Annotated in this window: 17 protein-coding genes; 1 reads left to right on the top strand and 16 read right to left on the bottom strand. The window is 71.1% G+C overall.

Annotated elements, in window-relative coordinates:
* Positions 1 to 5 precede the first annotated feature (5 nt).
* From K415_RS0112970 to K415_RS0112910, 13 genes are all read right to left on the bottom strand, one after another.
* Positions 6 to 923, bottom strand: coding sequence for a DMT family transporter (locus K415_RS0112970; protein ID WP_024287472.1), 918 nt, complete (start codon positions 921 to 923; stop codon positions 6 to 8).
* Positions 920 to 1,186: a HypC/HybG/HupF family hydrogenase formation chaperone gene (locus tag K415_RS0112965; RefSeq protein WP_024287471.1), complete on the bottom strand. Its 267-nt coding sequence runs from the start codon at positions 1,184 to 1,186 to the stop codon at positions 920 to 922. Before K415_RS0112965 ends, K415_RS0112970 begins: the two co-directional genes overlap by 4 nt.
* Positions 1,173 to 1,673, bottom strand: coding sequence for a hydrogenase maturation protease (locus tag K415_RS0112960; RefSeq protein ID WP_024287470.1), 501 nt, complete (start codon positions 1,671 to 1,673; stop codon positions 1,173 to 1,175). Before K415_RS0112960 ends, K415_RS0112965 begins: the two co-directional genes overlap by 14 nt.
* Positions 1,670 to 2,983, bottom strand: coding sequence for a Ni/Fe hydrogenase subunit alpha (locus tag K415_RS0112955; protein WP_024287469.1), 1,314 nt, complete (start codon positions 2,981 to 2,983; stop codon positions 1,670 to 1,672). Before K415_RS0112955 ends, K415_RS0112960 begins: the two co-directional genes overlap by 4 nt.
* Positions 2,980 to 3,783: an oxidoreductase gene (locus tag K415_RS0112950; RefSeq protein WP_024287468.1), complete on the bottom strand. Its 804-nt coding sequence runs from the start codon at positions 3,781 to 3,783 to the stop codon at positions 2,980 to 2,982. The genes K415_RS0112955 and K415_RS0112950 overlap by 4 nt, the downstream gene beginning before the upstream one ends.
* Before the next feature lies 1 nt (position 3,784).
* On the bottom strand, positions 3,785 to 4,651 hold the full coding sequence (locus K415_RS0112945) for an FAD/NAD(P)-binding protein (protein ID WP_024287467.1): 867 nt from the start codon (positions 4,649 to 4,651) through the stop codon (positions 3,785 to 3,787).
* Between the two features lies 1 nt (position 4,652).
* Complete coding sequence (locus K415_RS0112940; protein WP_024287466.1) at positions 4,653 to 5,840, bottom strand: 4Fe-4S dicluster domain-containing protein; 1,188 nt, start codon at positions 5,838 to 5,840, stop codon at positions 4,653 to 4,655.
* Positions 5,841 to 5,948: 108 nt separating this feature from the next.
* Complete coding sequence (locus tag K415_RS0112935; protein ID WP_024287465.1) at positions 5,949 to 7,898, bottom strand: cellulase family glycosylhydrolase; 1,950 nt, start codon at positions 7,896 to 7,898, stop codon at positions 5,949 to 5,951.
* A gap of 113 nt (positions 7,899 to 8,011) precedes the next feature.
* Positions 8,012 to 9,271 carry an arginine deiminase gene (locus K415_RS0112930; RefSeq protein WP_024287464.1) on the bottom strand — a complete coding sequence of 420 codons (1,260 nt, stop codon included), beginning with the start codon at positions 9,269 to 9,271 and terminating at the stop codon, positions 8,012 to 8,014.
* 111 nt (positions 9,272 to 9,382) lie between these two features.
* A complete protein-coding gene (locus tag K415_RS0112925) occupies positions 9,383 to 10,273 on the bottom strand; it encodes a carbohydrate ABC transporter permease (protein WP_024287463.1) in 891 nt (296 codons plus the stop codon).
* Positions 10,270 to 11,229 (bottom strand): carbohydrate ABC transporter permease, encoded by a 960-nt coding sequence (locus tag K415_RS0112920; RefSeq protein WP_024287462.1) that lies wholly within the window; start codon positions 11,227 to 11,229, stop codon positions 10,270 to 10,272. Before K415_RS0112920 ends, K415_RS0112925 begins: the two co-directional genes overlap by 4 nt.
* A 102-nt stretch (positions 11,230 to 11,331) precedes the next feature.
* On the bottom strand, positions 11,332 to 12,687 hold the full coding sequence (locus tag K415_RS0112915; RefSeq protein ID WP_024287461.1) for an ABC transporter substrate-binding protein: 1,356 nt from the start codon (positions 12,685 to 12,687) through the stop codon (positions 11,332 to 11,334).
* Positions 12,688 to 12,865: 178 nt separating this feature from the next.
* The gene (locus K415_RS0112910; RefSeq protein ID WP_024287460.1) at positions 12,866 to 13,708 is read right to left on the bottom strand and encodes a substrate-binding domain-containing protein; all 843 of its coding nucleotides are present in this window, start codon (positions 13,706 to 13,708) and stop codon (positions 12,866 to 12,868) included.
* A gap of 140 nt (positions 13,709 to 13,848) precedes the next feature.
* Between K415_RS0112910 and K415_RS0112905 the strand changes: the two genes are divergently transcribed.
* Positions 13,849 to 15,108 (top strand): ROK family transcriptional regulator, encoded by a 1,260-nt coding sequence (locus K415_RS0112905; protein ID WP_155859459.1) that lies wholly within the window; start codon positions 13,849 to 13,851, stop codon positions 15,106 to 15,108.
* 47 nt (positions 15,109 to 15,155) lie between these two features.
* On the opposite strand, the gene K415_RS0112900 is transcribed toward K415_RS0112905, so the two are convergent.
* From K415_RS0112900 to K415_RS0112890, 3 genes are all read right to left on the bottom strand, one after another.
* Positions 15,156 to 16,466 (bottom strand): TrpB-like pyridoxal phosphate-dependent enzyme, encoded by a 1,311-nt coding sequence (locus K415_RS0112900; protein WP_231494890.1) that lies wholly within the window; start codon positions 16,464 to 16,466, stop codon positions 15,156 to 15,158.
* Positions 16,467 to 16,530: 64 nt separating this feature from the next.
* Complete coding sequence (locus K415_RS0112895; RefSeq protein WP_024287457.1) at positions 16,531 to 18,459, bottom strand: FAD-dependent oxidoreductase; 1,929 nt, start codon at positions 18,457 to 18,459, stop codon at positions 16,531 to 16,533.
* Positions 18,460 to 18,716: 257 nt separating this feature from the next.
* Entirely contained in the window at positions 18,717 to 19,709 is a 993-nt protein-coding gene (locus K415_RS0112890; RefSeq protein WP_024287456.1) for an SDR family oxidoreductase, read from the bottom strand.
* Positions 19,710 to 19,717: the final 8 nt, after the last annotated feature.

Genomic DNA, 19,717 nt, shown 5'->3' with positions numbered 1-19,717 from the left:
CGACCCTAGGCCGCAGCCGCGCCGGGCACGACGTCCGCCGGGTGCCACGTCCGCCAGGCGAGCAGCCCGCCACCGGCGACGAGCATCGCCAGCCAGCCGAGCTGCGGACCCGGTGCCACACCGTCGACCGCTGCGGACAGCGCGGCCGTGACCAGTGCAGCCAGCACCAGCACCGCTGTGACATCGACAGCCTGGGCTCGGGCCAGTGCGGCGAACCAGGTGCCGACGTAGGCCGCGAGGATCACGCCGGTCAGCAGGACCCAGCCCCACTGGGCGCTGTCCATCGAGACCAGCAGGCCGGCCTGGCCGCGCACGATGGCCCAGGCGACCAGCACGACCGAGCCGATCCCCAGCCGGGCGACGCCGACCGTCCACGAGGACATCCCGGCCAGCATCTTCTTGGCGAGCACCACCTCGACCGACCACAGCAGGGTCGCAGCGACGATCATCATCTCGCCGGAGCCGAGACTGGTCGTCACCCCGCCCACGAGGCCGATCTGCCCGCCGACCAGCAGCGCGATCGCGACCCCGTGCGCCCCGGAGAGCTTCTCCCCGAGCAACGGCACCGCGAGCGCGGCGACCCAGACCACCAGCGTCTTGTGGATGAACGCCGACTGGGCGGACGACGCCCGGGCGAGCCCCTCGAAGAAGAGCAGGAACGGGACGCTCCCGCCGACCACGCCGATCACCAGCAGGACCAGCCACTGCCGCGCACCTGTCGGCCGGGTCAGGCGGGCACCGGCCCGACCGCCGAGCGCGACGACGGCGAGCAGCACGACTGCCGCCACCAGGTTCTTGGCCGTCGTGTAGGCCGAGGCGTTGCCGAACGCGCGCACGCCGTAGCCGTTGAGGAAGATCGCCACGCCGCTGATCGCGGCAGTGGTCAGCGCCAGGAGGAGCCCGGCCCGTCGGGTGCTGGTCATGTCGGTCCCTCTCGTTCGAGCTCGTGCGGACGGTCACCGGGCGCTGCCGGCGTGGTGCTGCTGCGCAGGGCGATCGCCTCGCGCGCCTCGTCGTCGGTCAGCCGCGACAAGGCGAAGCCGGCGTGCATGACGACCCAGTCGCCCACGGTCGCCGGGGCGCCGAGCGTGATCAGCGAGACCGGGACCGTCCGGCTCCCGCGCTGGGCCACCGCGGCGCCGTCGGCTCCGACCTCGACCAGGCGCACGATCTCACCGAGGCACACCGGTCACCACCGCCTCGTCCCGGGCCACCAGCGCGAGCACGGCGTCGACGACCGGGTCGACCGCGCCGGCGACGGCGTCGGACAGCGGCGCACCGTGCTCGAAGCCCGCCCCCTCGACGCCCACGACGACCAGCCGTGCCGGCAGCCGTCCCAGTGCGCGGCCCAGCTCCACCGCCGCCGCGAGGCCGAAGGCATGCGTCCCACCACGCCCGGTGCGGGCCCACGCCTGGTCGGCGAGCGGCGCAGCGCCGGAGCCTGCCTCGACCAGGAGCATCCCCCCGGCCGGCCCGCCGGAGCGCACCGCGTCGACCACGACCGTCATGTCCGTGTCGCTCCACAGGTCGATCAGGGCCGTCGGGTCCTCGTGCACGACGACTGTCACACCCGGGAGCCCGGCCGCCTCGACCCGGCGCGCCACCACCGTCCCGACGGCGTCGTCACCCCGGTCAGGGCTGCCGAGCCCGATGACCAGGCGGCGCTCGGTCACGAGCGTTCCACGGTCAGGTCGAGGAAGTGCGTCGCACAGGAGATGCACGGGTCGTAGTTGCGGATCGCCTGCTCGCACCGGTGCGACAGGTCGTGGTCGGACAGCGTGACCCACTGCTCGGCGAGCCTGCGCAGGTCGGCCTCGATGCTCGGCTGGTTCTGCGAGGTCGGCGGCACGATCTGGGCGTCGAGGATCGTGCCGTCCGCGGCCAGGCGGTACCGGTGGAAGAGCACACCACGCGGCGCCTCGGTCGCACCGAAGCCCTCGCCGGCGCGGGCCGGCACCGGGACCGACGGCGGGACACCGTCGCGCCAGGCGTCGATGATCCGGATCGCCTCGACGAACACCTCGACGAGCTCGACCGCGCGCACGATGATCGACCGGAACGGGTTGCGGCAGGTCGTCCCGAGCCCGCCCTCGTGCGCGGCCTCACGCGCGAGCGGCGAGAGCCGGTCGTGGTTGAGGGTGTACCGCGCGAGCGGCCCGACGACGTACGGTCCACCGGCACCGCCGTCGAGGCTCGCGTGCAGCGCGTTGGAGTGCGCGACGTGGAACTCGTCGATGTGCGCTCCGAAGTCCCGCACCTCGAACGCCTCGCTGTCGCTCGTCACGACGGTGCCACCCTCGATCGGGTAGCCGGTCTCCGAGCGGAGCGACAGGTAGGTGAAGTCCTGCTCGAAGTCGGGGAACTCGAACGTGGAGACCAGCCGGACGGTCTCCAGGGCGTCGGCCAGCCCGCGCTCGAGGGTCGGCCGCAGCGCCCGCAGCTCGGCGACCGTCGGCATCCGGTAGAAGCCGCCGAGCCGGACGTTGACGGGGTGCACCGACCGACCGCCGACGAGCGTCATGAGCTCGTTGCCGGCCTTCTTCAGCCGCAGCCCGCGCTCGACGGCCGGGCCGAAGTCCTTGGCCATCTCGATCGCCCCCGGGTAGCCGAGGAAGTCCGGGGCGTGCAGCAGGTAGATGTGCAGCGCGTGGCTCTCGATCCACTCACCGCAGTAGAGCAGGCGGCGCATCGCGGTGATCTCGTGCGGGACGGTGACCCCGCAGGCGTCCTCCAGGGCGAGGCACGAGCTGAACTGGTAGGCCACCGGGCAGATCCCGCAGATCCGCGCGGTGATGTCCGGCGGTTCGGTCCAGGCACGACCCCGCAGGAACGCCTCGTAGAACCGCGGCGGCTCGAAGATCCGCAGCTGGACCTGCTCGACGTGCCCGTCGTGGATCTCGATGTGCATCGCACCCTCGCCCTCGACCCGAGCGAGCGTCCCGACGTGCAGCACCTGGCCGCCGTCGGTCAGCTTGTGGCTCATGAGCCGACCTCCTGCGTGACGGCCGGCTCGTGCCGTTCGCTCTCCCGGCGGAACGGCTCCGATGCGGCGTTGAACGTCCGGTAGATGCGCATGACCTCGTCCTGCGCCATCCCCATGGCGAGCAGGCGGTCGGCGAGCGCGGAGGTGTTCGGGGTGTCCTGCGGCCCGAAGCAGCCGTAGCAGCCGCGCGAGTAGGCAGGGCACAACGCACCGCAGCCGGCCTGGGTGACCGGTCCGAGGCACGGGGTCCCGTGCGCGACGGCGACGCAGATGGCGCCCCGGCGCTTGCACTCCACGCACACGCTGTAGGTGGGGATCCGCGGTCTGCGGCGCTGGATGTACGCCGAGAGCACCTCGAGCAGCTGGCCCTTGTCGATCGGGCAGCCGCGCAGCTCGAAGTCGACGCTCACGTGGGCCGAGATCGGCGTGGAGCGCGCCAGCGTCGACAGGTACTCGGGGTGCGCGTAGACCACGGAGCGGAACTCGGCGACGTCACCGAAGTTGCGCAGCGCCTGGATCCCACCGCTCGTGGCGCACGCACCGATCGTCACGACGTGCTTCGAGATCTCCCGGATGTGCCCGATCCGCTCGATCTCGTCCGGCGAGGTGACCGACCCCTCGACCAGCGACACGTCGTACGGACCCTCGATGACGGCCCGGGTCGCCTCCGGGAAGTAGGCGATCTGCACCTGCCCGGCGAGCGCCATGAGCTCGTCCTCGCAGTTGAGCAGGGTGAGCTGGCAGCCGTCGCACGAGGCGAACTTCCAGACGGCGAGGGTGGGAAGTGGTGTCGTCGTCATCTCACAGCTCCCGACTCGCGAGCAGGGGAACGAGCTGGTCGTAGGCGTGCACCGGTCCGTCCACGCAGACGAAGAGCTCGCGGAGCTGGCAGTGCCCGCACAGCCCGACGCCGCACTTCATGTTGCGTTCCATGGACAGACGCACGCGGTTCTCGGGTACGCCGCGGTCGACCAGGCCGGACGCGACGTAACCCATCATCGTCTCGGGCCCGCAGACCAGGGCCAGCGTGTTGCGCGGGTCGAAGCCGGCCCGCGGCACGAGCTGGGTGACGAACCCGACACGACCGCGCCACGCGTGCTGCCCGTTGTCGACGGTGACCTCGACGACCACGCCGTGGTCCTTGGCCCAGGTCCGCAGCTCGTCGCCGAACAGGATGTCCTCCGGCGTGCGCGCCCCGTAGAGCAGCACGACCCGGTTGTACCGGTCACGGCGTGCGACGACCTCGAGCAGCGCGGGCCGCAACGGGGCGAGCCCGATGCCGCCCGCCACGAAGACGACGTCGCCGCCCTCGCCGTCCGCCACGTCCCAGGAGGTCCCGAACGGACCACGCACCCCGAGCACCGCGCCGGTCGGGGCGGTGATCAGGGCGTGCGTGACGACCCCGACGTCGCGGATGGTGTGCTCGAGCGGTCCGGGGCGGGTGGGGTCGCCGCTGATCGAGATCGGCACCTCACCGACCCCGAAGGCGTCGAGCATCGTGAACTGGCCGGCCGCGTAACCGATCGGCAGCCCGTCGACGGGCTCGAGCTCGAGGGTCCAGGTGTCCCGGGTGTCCTGGCGGGTGTGACTGATCCGGAACCGACGAGGCAGCATCGGGTCCATCGGGTCGCCGGGCGTCGGCGCCGGGGAACGGTCGAGGAGGGTCATCTCAGGCTCCGCCCGTCGTGCGGACCGGACCGGGCGCCGGCGGGGCTCCCGATGCCGGTGCGAGTGCCGGCTGGGCGACCCAGCGCAGCGCGGCCGCCTCGGCGGTGATGTCGATCGCCGCGGGGCACCAGGTGATGCACCGGCCGCAGCCGACGCAGCCGCTCATGCCGAACTGATCGATCCAGGACGCCAGCTTGTGGGTCAGCCACTGGCGGTACCGCGACCGGATCTCGGGCCGGATGCTCCCGCCGTGGATGTAGGAGAAGTCCTCGGAGAAGCAGGAGTCCCACACCCGGTGCCGCTCGGCGACATCACCGGTCAGGTCCGCGACGTCCTCGACGGACGTGCAGAAGCAGGTCGGGCACACCATCGTGCAGTTGGTGCAGGCCAGGCACCGCGAGGCGACGTCGTCCCAGCGCGGGCTCTCGGCTGCGGCGTACAGCACCTCCTTAATGCCGTCGGTGTCCAGGGTGCGGCCCATCCGACCGGCCGCGCGCACCGCGACCTCGTCGGCCGCCACGATCTCGTCGATGGTGACGGGACGGCTGGGGACCTCGGCGAGCACCTGCGCGCCGCGGTCGGTGCCGACCGTCACGACGAACCGGTGGTCGCCGCCGTCGAGCAGCTCGGCCAGTGCCAGGTCGTACCCGGCGTCGGGCCGCGGCCCACCGCCGGTCGACACGCAGAAGCAGGTCCCGGCCGGGTCGGAGCACGTGACAGCGACGACGAAGGCACCCTCACGGCGTGCGCCGTAGCGGACGTCGACGTACTGGCGACCGAGCAGCACCGTGTCGTGGATGGCCATCGCCCGCAGGTCGCAGGACCGCGCGCCGAGGAAGGCGTAGGGCTGGTTGTCGGACTCGGCGACGCCACGCTCGTCCACGGCGAAGTCGGTGCCGGTGCGCCGGCCGCGCCAGATCAGCTCCTCCGCCGGGAAGAGCACCTGCTTGACGGCCTGTGGCGGCGCTGCGAAGCCGAACAGCGCCTCGTCGTCGCGGCGTCTGAGCCGGTAGTGCGCCGCATCCTGCTCGTCACCCCACCCCCGCGGCAGGTCGTCGACCGTCGTGACGGGCGCGAGGACGATCGTCCCGTCGCGCACCGTGGGGCCGATCACCCGGTAGCCGCGGGCGGTGAGGGCATCGATCAGGCCCTGCAGACCGCCGAGATCGAGCAGATGCGTCGCTTCCATGAGACGTCTCCCCCGTGGGTTCTCTCCCACGCTGCGCGCTGCCGCCAGGTGACGCCAGGGACCTTCGTCGCCCCCCCGTCCCGGTGGCCCGTCTCCCCGACCGTCGGCTCAGGCCTCCAGGCGCAGCACCGTGACCCCGTAGGGCGCCAGGGTCAGCACCGGGACCGGGCCGTCGTCGCCCACCAGGTGGCCGGTGTCGACCTCCGGTGCCACCTCGAGCTGCCCGTCGCTCTGGCTCACGAACCAGACGAACCGGCGACCGTCCTGGTGGTGGATCTGCCCGACGAGCACCCGTGGATCGGCGACCCGCACGTCGGGCCGCACCCCGGCGTCGGCGGCGAGGGCGTCGTACAGCCGCCACGTCGGCTCCGGGTTGACCCCGGGGGTGACGGCCGCCATGTGCTCGAGCGGGTAGGTGCACAGGATCATCGACCCGGTGCCGACCCGGCGACGCAGCAGGACGGGGTTGCCGTGCGGGTCGACCGCGAGCACCTGCGCCTCGCGCGCCTCGACGGGCAGGAAGGACCGCGAGTGCTCCGTCCCCCCGACGGCGAAGACGAGCTCCGCACCGGCACGCAGGGTGCCGAGGTCCGCCGTCATGGTGACCCGGAGCTCGTCCTCGACGATCGGGTCGACGATCCCGTACCGCGTCTTCTTGATCACGCCGAAGGTCTCGTCGAGCGAGGGCCACCACGACCCGCGCTGCGTGCCGTGCGCGCCGACGAACGACGAGCAGTAGACCGTCGCACCGCCCTCGGCGAGCTCGAGCAGGTGCCGCCACGTCGGTGCGGTCAACGCCTTGACGGACGGCACGATGTACAACGCGCAGTCGTCGGGCAGGCCGTCCGCCTCGCGTGCCACCCCGACCGGGAGGTCGGCCTCCCGCGCCGCGACGTAGGCCTGGCGGGTGTTGTCGAACACGGCCGCGGCGTCCTGCGGGTAGGTGAACGGGAACTGCGCCTCCAGGTACGACGAGACGACGAGCGCGATGCGGCTGTCCGGCCGGTGGCAGTGCGCCAGGTCGACCTCGGCCACCACCTGGGCGAAGGCCTTGACCTCGCGCGCCTGCGCCTTGGGGTTGCCTGCGGCGTCCGTCAGGCCGAAGTGCATCTCGAACGGGTGGTGGCTGTACGGCGCCTGGTCCCACAGGTCGTCGTAGTCGGTGTTGTTCCAGGCGATCCAGCCGGTCGCACCGGCGAGCAGGGTGTTGTGCAGCACCTGCCGGTAGTAGTGCGCGGCGTTCTCCTCGCTGGCGTAGTCGCTGGTCAGACCGAACTCCTCCATGACGACCGGCTGCCCGTCGATGTCGAGCAGCTCGCAGACGAACGCCGCCCCGAGGTGCTGGCGCACGACGTCGGACTCCATCCGGTAGACGTGCGGGCCGAGGAAGTCGACCAGCGGCGAGAGATCACGGATGCGGAAGCCGTTGTCCTGGCCGGTGACCTCGACGCCCCAGGCACCTTCGCCGACCGAGACCGGCTGCGTGCCGCCACCCGCGCGGACCGCGTCGATCAGGATCTGCGCCCAGGAGACGATCTCCGAGGCGCGCTGGGTCCGGTCGCTGCCGACGCCGCGCTTGCGCCAGTCGTCGTAGATCGGGATCTCGTTGGTCAGCAGCCAGCCGACCACGGCCGGGTGGTCGGCGAAGCGGGCCGTCAGCTCCCGTACGTACCAGGCCTGCCGGGCGACGAACCAGACGTCCGCGAACAGGTCCCGGCCGCCGCGCCACACCGGGTCCCAGTTCTCCCCCGACATGTGGCCGACGAGGAAGGTCGGGATCGTGGTCATGCCGAGCGCGTGGTGGCGGTCGAGGAAGTCGCGGAAGTGCTCGACGAGCGTCTCGTCCAGGGCGTCCGGCGTCGGCATGAAGTCCGGCCAGTAGAAGAAGCTCCGGGTCAGGGTCATGCCGTGGTCCCGCATGACCCGCAGCTCCGACTCGACGGTCTCGGCGTCGTAGCCGCGCCACATGAGCGGTCCGCCGACGCGGGACCAGAAGTTGACCCCGATCCAGGTCTGCGGCTCGCCGTCGACGACGACCTTCGGGTTGCTGCGCTTCATCGCGGTCCTCTCGCACTGCCCTGGAGTCGTGGTGCGCCCATCATGCCAAATCGATTCGACCACCGACCACCGGACGCCGGTGGCCGGTGGTCGGCAGGGTCCGGCAGGGCCCGTCAGATCCCGTCGCGCAGGATCGGGCAGGTCATGCAGCGCGCTCCGCCGCGGCCCTTGCCGAGCTCGAAGCCCTCGATCTCGAGCACCTCGACACCGTGAGCGGCGATCGTCCGGTTGGTCCACTGGTTCTTGTGGTAGCCGACGACGACGCCTGGTTCCACCGCGAGGAAGTTGTTCGCCGAGCCCCACTGCTCGCGCGCCTGCTGGTTGTCGTCACCGCCGGTCGGGATCACCTCGAGCTCGGCCAGGCCCAGCGCGTCGGCGAAGGCGGCGAAGACCGAGCCCTCCAGGCGCACGTCCAGCGTGCCGGCCCGGTCCCCCGGCCGCAGCGAGTACGCCGAGGCGGACGCCATCACGGGCATGAAGGCGGTCGCCTTGTCCACGTCGAGGAACGTGAACACCGTGTCCAGGTGCATGTAGGCCCGGTGCGGCGGGATCGTCACCGCGATCACCCTGGTCGCGCCGCCACCGGCGAAGAGCTCGAGGGCGACCTTCTCGACCATGTGCGCCGTGGACCGCTCGCCGATGCCGATAGCCACGGTGCCGTGCCCGATCGGCATCATGTCGCCGCCCTCGATCGACGCCCGGCCGAAGTCCTCCTCGTCGAAGCGCCCGTCGTCGCCGAGCGGCGGGTACCAGAACGTGATGCCCGCATCGCGGAACATCGGGTGGAAGTGGTAGATCAGCGACTGGTTGATCGTCTCGAGCCGCCGGGCGTGCCAGAACAGCGGGTTCAGGCAGACGCCGTCGTAGAGCCACGCGGCCGGGTCGCGCTGGAACAGGGAGTTCGGCAGAGGCGGCAGGATGAAGTCGTTCGGGTCGGCGGCGGCCGTGACGAGCGAGCCCCGGGCCGCGCCGTCGTCGCCGTCCAGCTCCGCCTTGGTCAGCCCGCCGATCAGGTGCCGGGCCAGCCGGGCACCGTCCCAGGAGGCGAGCTCCGCCCGGATCTCGTCGACCAGCACCGGGCCGACCGTCAGGTGGTTGACGGTGCGCTCGACGGCGTGCACCTTGGCCCGGGGGTCGGCGTCGAGCGCCTGGGCGAGCAGCTCGTGGTGGTAGAGCACCTCGACGCCGCGCTCGCGCAGCAGGGTGACGAAGGCGTCGTGCTCCTTCTGGGCGTGCTCGACCCACAGCACGTCGTCGAACAGCAGGTCGTGGTGGTTGGCCGGTGTCAGTCGCTCGAGCGACACGTCCGGGCGGTGCACGATCACCTGTCGCAGCCGCCCGACCTCGGAGTGGACCCCGAACCTCGGTGACATGCGCCGTCCTCCCGTCGGCGGCGCGGACCACCCGCACCACCCCCACCCCACCCCCTGCGGCGCGAACACGCAATCCCTCGGTCGGAGGTGGCGCAGGGCTGGGGCCGGGGGCTACTTGGTCGCGCCGGACGTGAAGCCGTTGTAGATGTAGCGCTGGAGCAGCAGGAAGACGATCAGCGACGGGATGATCACGATGATGACCCCGGCGGCGATGACCTCCCACTGGGCGCCGAACGGACCCTTGAACCGGAACAGCGAGGTCGAGATGACGCCCAGGTCGCGGGACGGCATGTAGAGGAACGGGATGTAGAACTCGTTGTAGATCCCGATGCCCTTGATGATGACCACGGTGGCGATCGCCGGCTTCAGCAGCGGGAAGATCACCCTGCGGTAGATCGTCCAGTGGTTGGCGCCGTCCAGCGTCGCGGCCTCGTCGAGCTCCTTGGGGATCCCGCGCATGAACTGGACGAAGATGTAGATGGAGACGATGTCCGTCCCCATGAACAGGATCATCGGCGCCAGCCGGGAGTTGAACAGGCCCAGCGTGTTGACCACCTGGAAGGTCGCGACCTGGGTCGTGACCCCCGGCACGAGGGTGGCCAGCAGGAAGAGCATCACGACCGACTTCTTGAAGCGGAAGTCGAACCGGTCGATCGCGTAGGCCGTCATCGTCCCGATGAGGATCGTCCCGGTGATCGAGACGAGCAGGATCACCGAGGTGTTGACGAAGGCGTCGACCATGCGGCCCTTGGTGAAGGCGATGACGTAGTTCTCGACGTTGCCGAGGGCCTGCGGCAGGTCGTAGGGGCCCGTCGTCTGGAACTCCCGCTGGTTCTTGAAGGACGCCATCACGATGACGACCAGCGGGAGCAGGGTCAGCACGGAGCCGATCACGAGCGAGCCGTACTTGACGCTGTTCGCCAGGCCGCGGCGCCATCGGTGCGCCGACGGGCGGGCCGGCAGCTCGCGCTCGCGCGCAGCCCGGAGGTCGAGGGCGGTCATGTGAGGTTCACCTTCTCGTCGGGCACGAGGCGTCGTTGCACCCACGTGACGAGCAGCACGATGAGGAGCAGCACCACGGCCATGGCCGAGGCCTGCCCGACCTTGTTGAACTTGAACGCGGTGACGATCGTCTTGATCACGAACGTCTCCGAGCCGTTCGCACCGGAGGTCATGATGAAGGGGATGTCGAAGACCGCGAGGCTCCCGGAGATCGCCAGGATGAACGACAGCCCGATGATCGGCTTGATGCCCGGCGCGATGATGTACCGGAACTGCTGCCACCGGCTTGCGCCGTCGATCTCGGCGGCCTCGTAGAGCTGACCAGGGATCGACTGGATCGCGCCGAGGAACAGGACGAAGTTCAGTCCCGTGTAGCGCCAGACGGACGTGCTGGCCAGGGAGACGTTGATGATGTCCCGGTTCCCCAGCCACTGCTGCGACAGGTGCTCCAGGCCGACGGCGGTGAGCGTGGCGTCGAGCGTCCCGCCCGGCTTGAAGAAGTACAGGAAGATGAACCCGATCGCCACGCCGTTGATCAGGTAGGGGAAGAAGAGGATCCCCTTGAACAGGTTCCGGAAGCGCGTGCTGAAGCTCAGGATCGTCGCGTAGTACAGGGCGATCGCCATCTGGACGAACGACGCGGCGAAGTAGAACAGGCTCACGTAGAAGACGCGGAAGTACTCCTCGCGCGTGAAGACCCGGACGTAGTTGTCCAGGCCGACGAAGTTCTTGACCTTGTCCAGGCCGTCCCAGTCCGTGACGGAGTACCAGAACATGTTCAGCACGGGGATGTACGTGAACGTGAGCAGCAGGGCCACCGGGATCACGATGAAGAGGTACGGCGTGATGCGCCACCCCGTCAGTGATCCTCGCCGCCGCTCTCGACCGGGTGCGGACTCCCGGTCGGATGCGATCGGGGCGACCCCGACCGGGTGGACGTCTGATGCAGCAGCCATGTGGTCTCTCCAGCTCCGACGAAGCGCTCGGCCGGCCTCCGGTCCGTGCGGTGACGGGTCACCGCACGGACCGGGGCCGATCTCATGGTCAGGCTGGGACGACTAGCCCATGACCTCGGCGCGGGCCGCGGCCCATCGGGTGTTCAGGTCCTCGAAGATCTGCTCCTTGGTCTCGCCGGACTGGCCGCGGGCGGCGTCGATGATCCGCTTGCGGTAGATGTCCTGCCACAGCCCGACCTCCGCGGCGTCGTCGATGTCCTGGAGCTGGCTCTCCGTGCCCGGCTCGGCCGGGGTGGCCTCGATGAGCTCGACGCCGAGGGTCTCGAAGTCCTTGAGGGTCTCCGGGAACTCGCCGTCGCGCAGCGGCGAGAGGCCGCCCTGCGACTGGGCGTAGCCGGACTCGTGGTTGAACCACTCGATCCACGCGCGCGCCGCGACCTTGTTGTCGGAGTTCACGTTGATGCCGAGGTTGTAGTCGCCGCCGACCGAGGCGTGGAACGTCCCGTCGACCTGGTACGGGAACGGCAGGTAGCCGATGTCGTCCGGGTTGTCCGCGGCGTCCTGCATCTGGCTGATGGCCCACGAGCCGAGCACCATCGTGGCGATCTCGCCGCGGCCGAGCATGCCCTTGGAGGACTCCCAGTCGGTGGTGGTCGGGTCGTCCTCGATCAGGCCCGCCGCGACGACGTCCCACAGCAGGGAGTCGATCACGTAGTGGTCGCTGCCCTCGGTCCAGGGCGCATCCGTCTCCCGCAGGCTGTTGGCGTAGCCAGGGTCGGCCGAGACCTCGCTGCGGTGGCCCTCCCACTGCGTGACCGGCCAGCCGGCAGCGTAGTTGGTGTAGAGCGGGATGGCCTCGGTGTTGTCCTTGACGGCCTGCAGCGCGGCGATGAACTCCTCCGGCGTGGTCGGGATGCCGGTGACGCCGGCGGCCTCGAAGACGGCCTTGTTGTAGACGATGCCCTGGGTGTTGCCGACCACCGGGATGCCGTAGGCCTGGCCGTCGAAGGCCTTGTCCCGCACGAAGCGGTAGGTCTCCTCGACCTCGTCGATCGAGCCGAGCGGCTCGAAGAAGTCGGGCAGCTGCGCGGGGCTGATGGTGCCGACGATGCCGAGGACGTCCCCGTAGTCGTCAGTGCTCATCCGGGTCTTGACCTCACCCTCGTAGTCGGTGATCCCCTCGAAGGTCACCGTCACGTCGGGATAGGCCTCCTGGAAGCGCGACGCGTACTCGTCGAACGTCCCGTCCTCGAGCAGGTCGGTACGCCAGGTCAGGACCGTGATCTCACCCGACGGCGTCTCCTCGGTGGCGGTGTCCGCCGTGGCGTCCTCGGTGCTGCCGTCGCCGGCCGGGTCTTCCGCGTCGTCGGCGCCGGTCGAACAGGCGGCCGTCAGAGCAGCGACGGTGACGAGGGTCGTCACCGCGAGGAGCCGCCTGCGTCGTGTGCGAGGGAACATCGTTGATCCTCTCTGGGCCCGGCACGTCTGTGTGCCGGCGGTTCGGGTGTGGTTGCGCCCGGGCGGAACCGGCCGGTCCCGCGCTACGACATTCTTAGTTCGCCAAACTAAGTTCGTCAATGTGAGATGTGCCCATCGCGCACTTCGTCACACAATCGTGACGTCCGGAGCTCGGAGCTCAGGCCATCGGCGCCGGGCCCGTGCTGGCCCGCTCGATCCAGCGTGCCGTCGGCGCCCAGCGCGGCACCGACGGGCGGTCGTCCAGGAGGTCGAGCACCGCCTCGGCGACGCGGCAGCCGTAGCTGTGCACGTCGATGCTCAGCACGGTCAGCGGCGGCGTGGCGAGCCGGCACAGGCTCGAGTCGTCCCACGCGACCATGCTGACCTGCGCCGGGACGTCGATGCCGAGGCTCGCGGCTGCGGCGAGGCCGCCGAGCGCCATGAGGTCGTTGTCGTAGATGATCGCGGTCGGCGGCTCCGCCGAGCGCAGCAGGCGCCGGGTCAGCTCGGACCCGGAACGTTCGGTGTAGTCGCCCTCGACCACGACGGACTCGACACCTGCCGCCGTGCACGACTCGACCAGGGCGACCGATCGCACAGTGGTGTGCCGGAGCGACGCGGGGCCGCTGACCTGCGCGATCCGGCGGTGGCCGAGGGCGACCAGGCGCGCCACGGCGCCGCGGACCGGACCGGCGTTGTCTGCCCGGACCACGGGGAAGTCGGGTTCGCCGTCCCATGAGCCGACCAGCACGGCGCGCAGGCCGAGCTCGGCCAGCAGGGCCGGACGGGGGTCGTCCTGTGTGATGTTGAGCACGATGATGGCCTCGGCCACGTCGCCCTCCGCCCACCGGCGGTAGGCGGCGAGCTCGGCCTCGCGAGCGGCCACCACGTGCAGCAGGATCGACAGCCCGCGCTCGGCGAGCGTCTCCTCCAGGCCGGCGATGAGCTCCATGAAGAACGGCTCGACCCCGAACAACCGGGTCGGCCGTGCCAAGACGAGTCCGATCGCACCTGAGCCCACAAGGGGACAGGGTAGTTGCCTCCGACCGTCGTCGGTGCGACCGACTACCGTTGACCCCGGAGCTGGTGTCCCCGAGCCGGCCGACGACGTGATCGACAACGGAGGAAACGGTGACCGGCGCAGCCCGTGCCTTGCCCCACATGAGCACCCAGGCTGCCGTCATCGACGTGATCCGGGCTGCGGGGACGATCAGCCGGGCCGGGATCATCGAGGAGACCGGACTCACCGGAGCGACGATCTCGACGATCGTCCGCCGCCTGATCGACGACGGCCTGGTCCTCGAGACCGGCCGGGCCGAGTCCACCGGCGGCAAGCCGCGCGTCCTGCTGCAGCTCAACCATGCCGCCCGGTTCGCCGTCGGCGTGCACCTCGACCACTCCGGGATCGTCTACGTCCTGACGACGATCGGCGGCGCCGTCGTCGGTCGGATGTCACGTGCCGGCGTCGGTGTCGCCGACCCGCCGGTCGTCGTCGAGCGGATGGCGCGCGAGGTCGCGGCCCTGATCCAGAGCGCCGGCGTCGACCCGAGCCGGATCAGCGGGCTCGGGCTGGTCTCCCCCGGCCCGCTGACCCCGACCAGCGGGATGCGTCTGACGCCACCGGCCATGGCGCACTGGGAGGACTTCCCGCTCGACCGGGCCCTCGAGGAGGCGCTCGGGCTGCCCGTGCTGCTCGACAACGACGCCACCGCGGCGGCCCTCGGCGAGCACTGGACCGGCCGGGCCGGCACGAGTGCGACCTTCGCTGCGATCTACATCGGCACGGGCCTCGGTGCCGGCCTGATCGTCAACGGCGGCGCCTACGAGGGCATCAGCGGCAATGCGGGCGAGATCGGCCACATCTGCCTCGACCTGAACGGCCCGCTGTGCTGGTGCGGGGCTCGCGGCTGCACCGAGGCGATCGCCGGACCGGCGGCCGTCGTCGCGGCGGCGCGGGCCGACGCCCGGATCGCCGAGGCCGCAGGGCTCCGACCGGGCGGTGAGTCCGACCGACGCTCGACGGTCGCGGCCGAGTTCGCCGCCGTCGCGCGCGCGGCCCTGCGCGGGGACGACGGTGCGCGAGGTCTTCTGGAGAGCTCCGCGCGGTACGTCGCGGTCGCGGCCCGGACCCTGGCGAACGTGCTCGACCTCGACCTCATCGTGCTGACCGGACCGAGCATGGCGATCGCGGGATCGTTCTACCTACCCGTGGTCCAGGACGAGCTCGACCGGCTCTTCTTCCCCCGGTCGACGCACGGCGTGCTCGTGCGGCTGTCCCCGGTGGCGACCACCGCCGCGGCGGTCGGTGCGGCGGCCATGGTCCTCCAGTCCGAGCTCGTGCCGCAGCGCAGGAACCTTCGGTTGCCGATCCGGTTCGCCGACGTCGGCGACCTCCCGGCAGCGGGCGCGACGAACAGCTGAGAGTCGTCCGGCCGACCGCCCGGACGACGGCTCCGACGTAGGACGGCTCAGACGTAGGCGGCGTACGAGGGCAGGTCCAGCACGCCGTTGCCGGACAGGCCGATCAGGACGACCTCGCCGTCGGCCGCGGTCCGTGCGTACGCGATCGCCTCGGCGACCGCATGCGTCGACTCGGGCGCCGGGACGATCCCCTCGGCCCGGGCGAAGATCACGCCGGCCGCGAACGCGTCGTCCTGCTCGACCGCCACGGCCTGGATCAGGCCGAGGTTGACCGCGTGCGAGACCATCGGCGACATCCCGTGGTACCGCAGGCCCCCGGCGTGGATGGCCGGCGGGACGAAGTCCTTGCCGAGGGTGTGCATCTTGAGCAGCGGGGTGAGCCCGGCGACGTCGCCGTGGTCGTACCGGTACTCACCCTGGGTCAGCGACGGGCACGCAGCCGGCTCGCACGCCACGACGCGCGTGGTCGTGCCGTCGCGCAGGTTCTGGCCGATCAGCGGGAAGGACAGCCCGGCGAGGTTGGAGCCGCCACCGGCGCAGCCGAAGGCGATGTCCGCCTGACGCTCCCCCGCCTCGGCGAGCTGGACGAGCACCTCCTGGCCGATCACGCTCTGATGCAGCATGACGTGGTTGAGCACGCTGCCGAGCGAGTAGTGCGCACCCGGATCCTTGACCGCGACCTCGACGGCCTCGCTGATCGCCATCCCGAGCGAGCCGGTGGTGTCCGGGTGCTCGGCGAGGATGGCCCGGCCCGCCTCGGTCAGGTCCGACGGCGAGGAGTGGCACACGCTGCCGTACGCCTCCATCTGGAACCGCCGGTAGGGCTTGGCGTCGTAGGAGGCGCGCACCTGCCACACCTCGCAGGTCAGCCCGAGCAGCGAGCACGCCATCGCGAGCGACGCGCCCCACTGACCCGCGCCGGTCTCGGTGGTCAGCCGCGTCGTGCCCTCGATCGCGTTGTAGTACGCCTGCGCGACGGCGGTGTTCGGCTTGTGCGAGCCGACCGGGCTCACGCCCTCGTACTTGTAGTAGATCCGCGCCCGGGTCCCGAGCACGCGCTCGAGCCGGTGCGCACGGATCAGGGGCGACGGGCGCCACATCGAGTAGATCTCCCGGACGGTCTGCGGGATCTCGACGTACCGCTCGGTCGTGACCTCCTGCTCGATGAGCGCCATCGGGAACAACGGGGCGAGGTCCGGCGGCGTCAGCGGCTCGTGCGTCCCGGGGTGCAGGTGCGGCGGCACGGGCTCCGGCAGGTCCGCGTTGAGGTTGTACCAGTGCGTCGGGACGCTCGACGGGACGGCGAAGCCGATCGGGTCTGTGGAGCGTGCGTCAACAGGCTGGGCGGGGGTGCTCACGGCGCCGTCCTTCATCGTCGAGGGGATGACGCCGCGAGCATACCGATCACGGCAGGCCCGGGTGTCAGATGGCCATCCCGGCAAGGAATCCCGCGTGCACGGCCTCGCCGACCTTCGCCGGCTCGATGCAGTCACCGATCACGTGGACCCGGGGGTCCTCGATCACCCCCGGCCCGGCGAGGGCCGAGTTCGGGCGCAGGCCGAACGCCGTGAGCACGGTGTCCGCCGTCAGGCGCCGCGCCCCGTCCGCGCTGTGGACCAGGACGCCGTCCTCGTCGACGGCTCGCACCGTGTGACCGGTCAGGACCGTCACGCCGACCTCCGCGAGGCGGCGGAGCAGCGCCTTCCGGTTGAGCTGGAGAGTGTCGCGAGCGATCGAGTCCTCCTGCTCGACGATCGTCACGGTGTGACCGTCGATGGCCAGCTGCAGCGCCGCGTCGGCCCCGGACAGGCCGCCGCCGGCCACCAGGACGTTCTGACCGATCGGCACCCCGCGGTGGAAGTCCAGCACCTCCACGACGTCGTTCCGGCGCATCCCGGCCACACCGAGCGGGTGGACGGCCAGCCCACCGGTCGCCACGACGATCTCCTGCGCCGCCGCGAGCACGGACGAGCCGGGGCTGATCTCGCGGTTGAGGTGGACGGTGACCCGGTGAGCGGCGAGCTGACCCTTCCACCAGGCCACCATCGACCGCAGCTCGCGCTTGAACTCGGGCGTGGCAGCCGACCACAGCACCCCACCGAGGTGGTCGTTGCGCTCGTAGAGGTCGACCGAGTGACCGCGCAGCGCCGCGACGCGAGCCGCCTCGAGCCCGGCCGGCCCACCACCGACGACGACGACGCGCTTGGTGTGCGACGCGCGGCCGATCACCCGCGACGTCTCGTGACCGGCCTGCGGGTTCACCGAGCACGCCAGCGGGACGCCGAGAGCCACGTTGCCGATGCACATCGCGTTGCACCGGACGCAGGGCCGGATCGTGCCAGGACGGTCGGCGACGAGCTTGCGCGGGAGGTCAGGATCGGCGATCAGCGCACGACCCATGCCGACGAAGGCGGCGTCGCCGTCGACCAGCGCCTTCTCGGCGATCTGGGGCGTCATGTTGCCGGTGACCATCACCGGGATGCGCAGCCGCTTGCTGACGGCCGCGGCGCTCGCGAGGTACGGCGCGTCACCCAGGTAGTACGGCGGGTAGGCCCAGTCGGAGGCTTCGTACGCCCCCTCGTCGACGACCATCATGTCGACCCCTGCGTCCTGCAGGATCGTGGCGATCTCGAGGGACTCGGCCAGCTCCCGGCCGCCGTCGATGTGGTGGACGGTCGTGAGCCGGAAGCTGATCGGCAGTCCGGGCGCCGCCTCGCGCACGGCCCCGACGAGCTCGACGGCGAACCGGCTGCGGTTCTCCACCGAGCCGCCGTAGACGTCCGTGCGCCGGTTCCACAGGGCGCTGAGGAACTGGTCGACCAGGTGGCCGGCGTGACCGTGGATGTCGATCGCGTCGAAGCCCGCGGCCGCCAGCCGGCCGGCTGCCTGGCCGAACCGGCGCACGAGCAGCCGGACGTCCTCGGTCTCCAGAGCCCGGCAGGAGGCGGCCGGGTTCTGGGTCCACGGGACGGCCGATGCCGAGACGGGTACCGACCGCCCGGGCTCGGGTGCGCCGACCCGGCCGAGTCCGGGCGAGAGCTGTGCGGCGATCCGGCCGCCGGCCTCGTGCACCGCGGTCGTCAGCGCGCGCATCCCCGGCAGGAACCGGTCGTCGTCGGCGCGCGACATCAACGCCCGGGGCGGCTCGACGTCGGTCCCGGCGAGCATCGCGCCGGTCATCAGCAGACCGGCACCGCCACGGGCCCGCGCCACGAAGTACGCGATCTCCCGGCTGCTGACCGAGCCGTCCGGGTGCGCCATCCGCAGACCGATCGGTGGCAGCACGATGCGGTTGGGCAGAGCGAGGGACCCGAAGTCGCCGGGGGCGAGGAGGTGCGCGTAAGAGCTCATGGAGCCGTGCCTCTCGACAGTGAGCAGCAGGGACGCCCGACCACTGCTGCGGCGCTGCGGCGGTGCGGCCCACGGATGCCCCATTGTGTGGACCGCGGATCGGCCGGACCGGGGTCGATGGTCCCGGTCGCGCCTGGATCGGGTCGCATCCGGACCGACCGACCGCCGATCCGCCGCCGCGGGCGACGCCCGGTCCGGGCGACCGACAGTCGCTCAGCCGCCGCGGGGCGACGTCCGGTCCGACGACCGACGGCCGCTCAGCCCACCCGGAAGCGCTCGACGAGCTGGTCCACGAGCGCGTCGAACCGGGCGTCGACGGTGCGCCGGGACAGGTCGCCGTCGTACCACTCGACGATCTCCCGGGCGCCCTGCTCGAACGGGATCGTCGCCCGGAAGTCGGGCACGATCCGGCGCAGCTTGGTGGTGTCGAAGACCAGCGAGTGCGCCTTGTCGCCGAGCAGGCCGGCACCCCACTCCGGGTCGACCGCGGCGATCGCGTCGGACGGGACGTGCACGATGCGCGCCTCGGTCCCGGCGGCCGCAGCGAGGGTCTCGGCGATCTGGTTCCAGGTCAGGACGTCGTCCGACGTGATGTGGAAGGTGTCGCCGACGGCCCTCGGGTGGCCGAGGAGCGGGACGAGACCCTTGGCGAAGTCGGCGTGGTGGGTCAAGGTCCACAGCGAGGTGCCGTCGCCGTGGACGACGACCTCCTTGCCGCGACGCATCCGGTCGAGCACCGTCCAGCCGCCGTCCAGCGGGATGAGGGTCTTGTCGTAGGTGTGCGACGGGCGGACGACAGTGGCCGGGAAGCCGGTGGCACGGTAGGCCGCGACGAGCAGGTCCTCGCAGGCGATCTTGTTCCGCGAGTACTGCCAGTGCGGGTTGCGCAGCGGCATGGACTCCACGATCGGGAGCCTGGCCGGCGGGGTCTGGTAGGCCGAGGCAGAGCTGATGAAGACGTACTGGCCGGTGCGCCCGGTGAACAGGTCGATGTCGGACTGCACGTGACCGGGTGCGAAGGCGACCCAGTCGACGACCGCGTCGAACTCGTGGGTGCCGAGGGCCGCACGGGCCGAGGCCGGGTCGCGGATGTCACCCCGCAGGACCGTCACCCCGTCGGGCAGCGGCCGGGTCGTGCTCGTGCCACGGTTCAGCACGTGCAGGTCGATCCCCCGCTCGACGGCGAGGCGGGCCGATGCGGAGCTGATGACGCCGCTGCCACCGATGAACAGAACCTTGAGGGCGCTCATACCCGAAC

This window comes from Cellulomonas sp. KRMCY2 (assembly GCF_000526515.1).
Taxonomy (GTDB): Bacteria; Actinomycetota; Actinomycetes; order Actinomycetales; family Cellulomonadaceae; genus Actinotalea.
This window is presented reverse-complemented; position numbering and strand designations above follow the sequence as displayed.

Bases quoted from the DNA above. Each gene is read 5' to 3' on its own strand.
- K415_RS0112970 (WP_024287472.1), bottom strand. From the start codon at position 923: ATGACCAGCACCCGACGGGCCGGGCTCCTCCTGGCGCTGACCACTGCC.
- K415_RS0112955 (WP_024287469.1), bottom strand. From the start codon at position 2,983: ATGAGCCACAAGCTGACCGACGGCGGCCAGGTGCTGCACGTCGGGACG.
- K415_RS0112950 (WP_024287468.1), bottom strand. From the start codon at position 3,783: ATGACGACGACACCACTTCCCACCCTCGCCGTCTGGAAGTTCGCCTCG.
- K415_RS0112945 (WP_024287467.1), bottom strand. From the start codon at position 4,651: ATGACCCTCCTCGACCGTTCCCCGGCGCCGACGCCCGGCGACCCGATG.
- K415_RS0112940 (WP_024287466.1), bottom strand. From the start codon at position 5,840: ATGGAAGCGACGCATCTGCTCGATCTCGGCGGTCTGCAGGGCCTGATC.
- K415_RS0112935 (WP_024287465.1), bottom strand. From the start codon at position 7,898: ATGAAGCGCAGCAACCCGAAGGTCGTCGTCGACGGCGAGCCGCAGACC.
- K415_RS0112930 (WP_024287464.1), bottom strand. From the start codon at position 9,271: ATGTCACCGAGGTTCGGGGTCCACTCCGAGGTCGGGCGGCTGCGACAG.
- K415_RS0112925 (WP_024287463.1), bottom strand. From the start codon at position 10,273: ATGACCGCCCTCGACCTCCGGGCTGCGCGCGAGCGCGAGCTGCCGGCC.
- K415_RS0112920 (WP_024287462.1), bottom strand. From the start codon at position 11,229: ATGGCTGCTGCATCAGACGTCCACCCGGTCGGGGTCGCCCCGATCGCA.
- K415_RS0112915 (WP_024287461.1), bottom strand. From the start codon at position 12,687: ATGTTCCCTCGCACACGACGCAGGCGGCTCCTCGCGGTGACGACCCTC.
- K415_RS0112905 (WP_155859459.1), top strand. From the start codon at position 13,849: ATGAGCACCCAGGCTGCCGTCATCGACGTGATCCGGGCTGCGGGGACG.
- K415_RS0112895 (WP_024287457.1), bottom strand. From the start codon at position 18,459: ATGAGCTCTTACGCGCACCTCCTCGCCCCCGGCGACTTCGGGTCCCTC.
- K415_RS0112890 (WP_024287456.1), bottom strand. From the start codon at position 19,709: ATGAGCGCCCTCAAGGTTCTGTTCATCGGTGGCAGCGGCGTCATCAGC.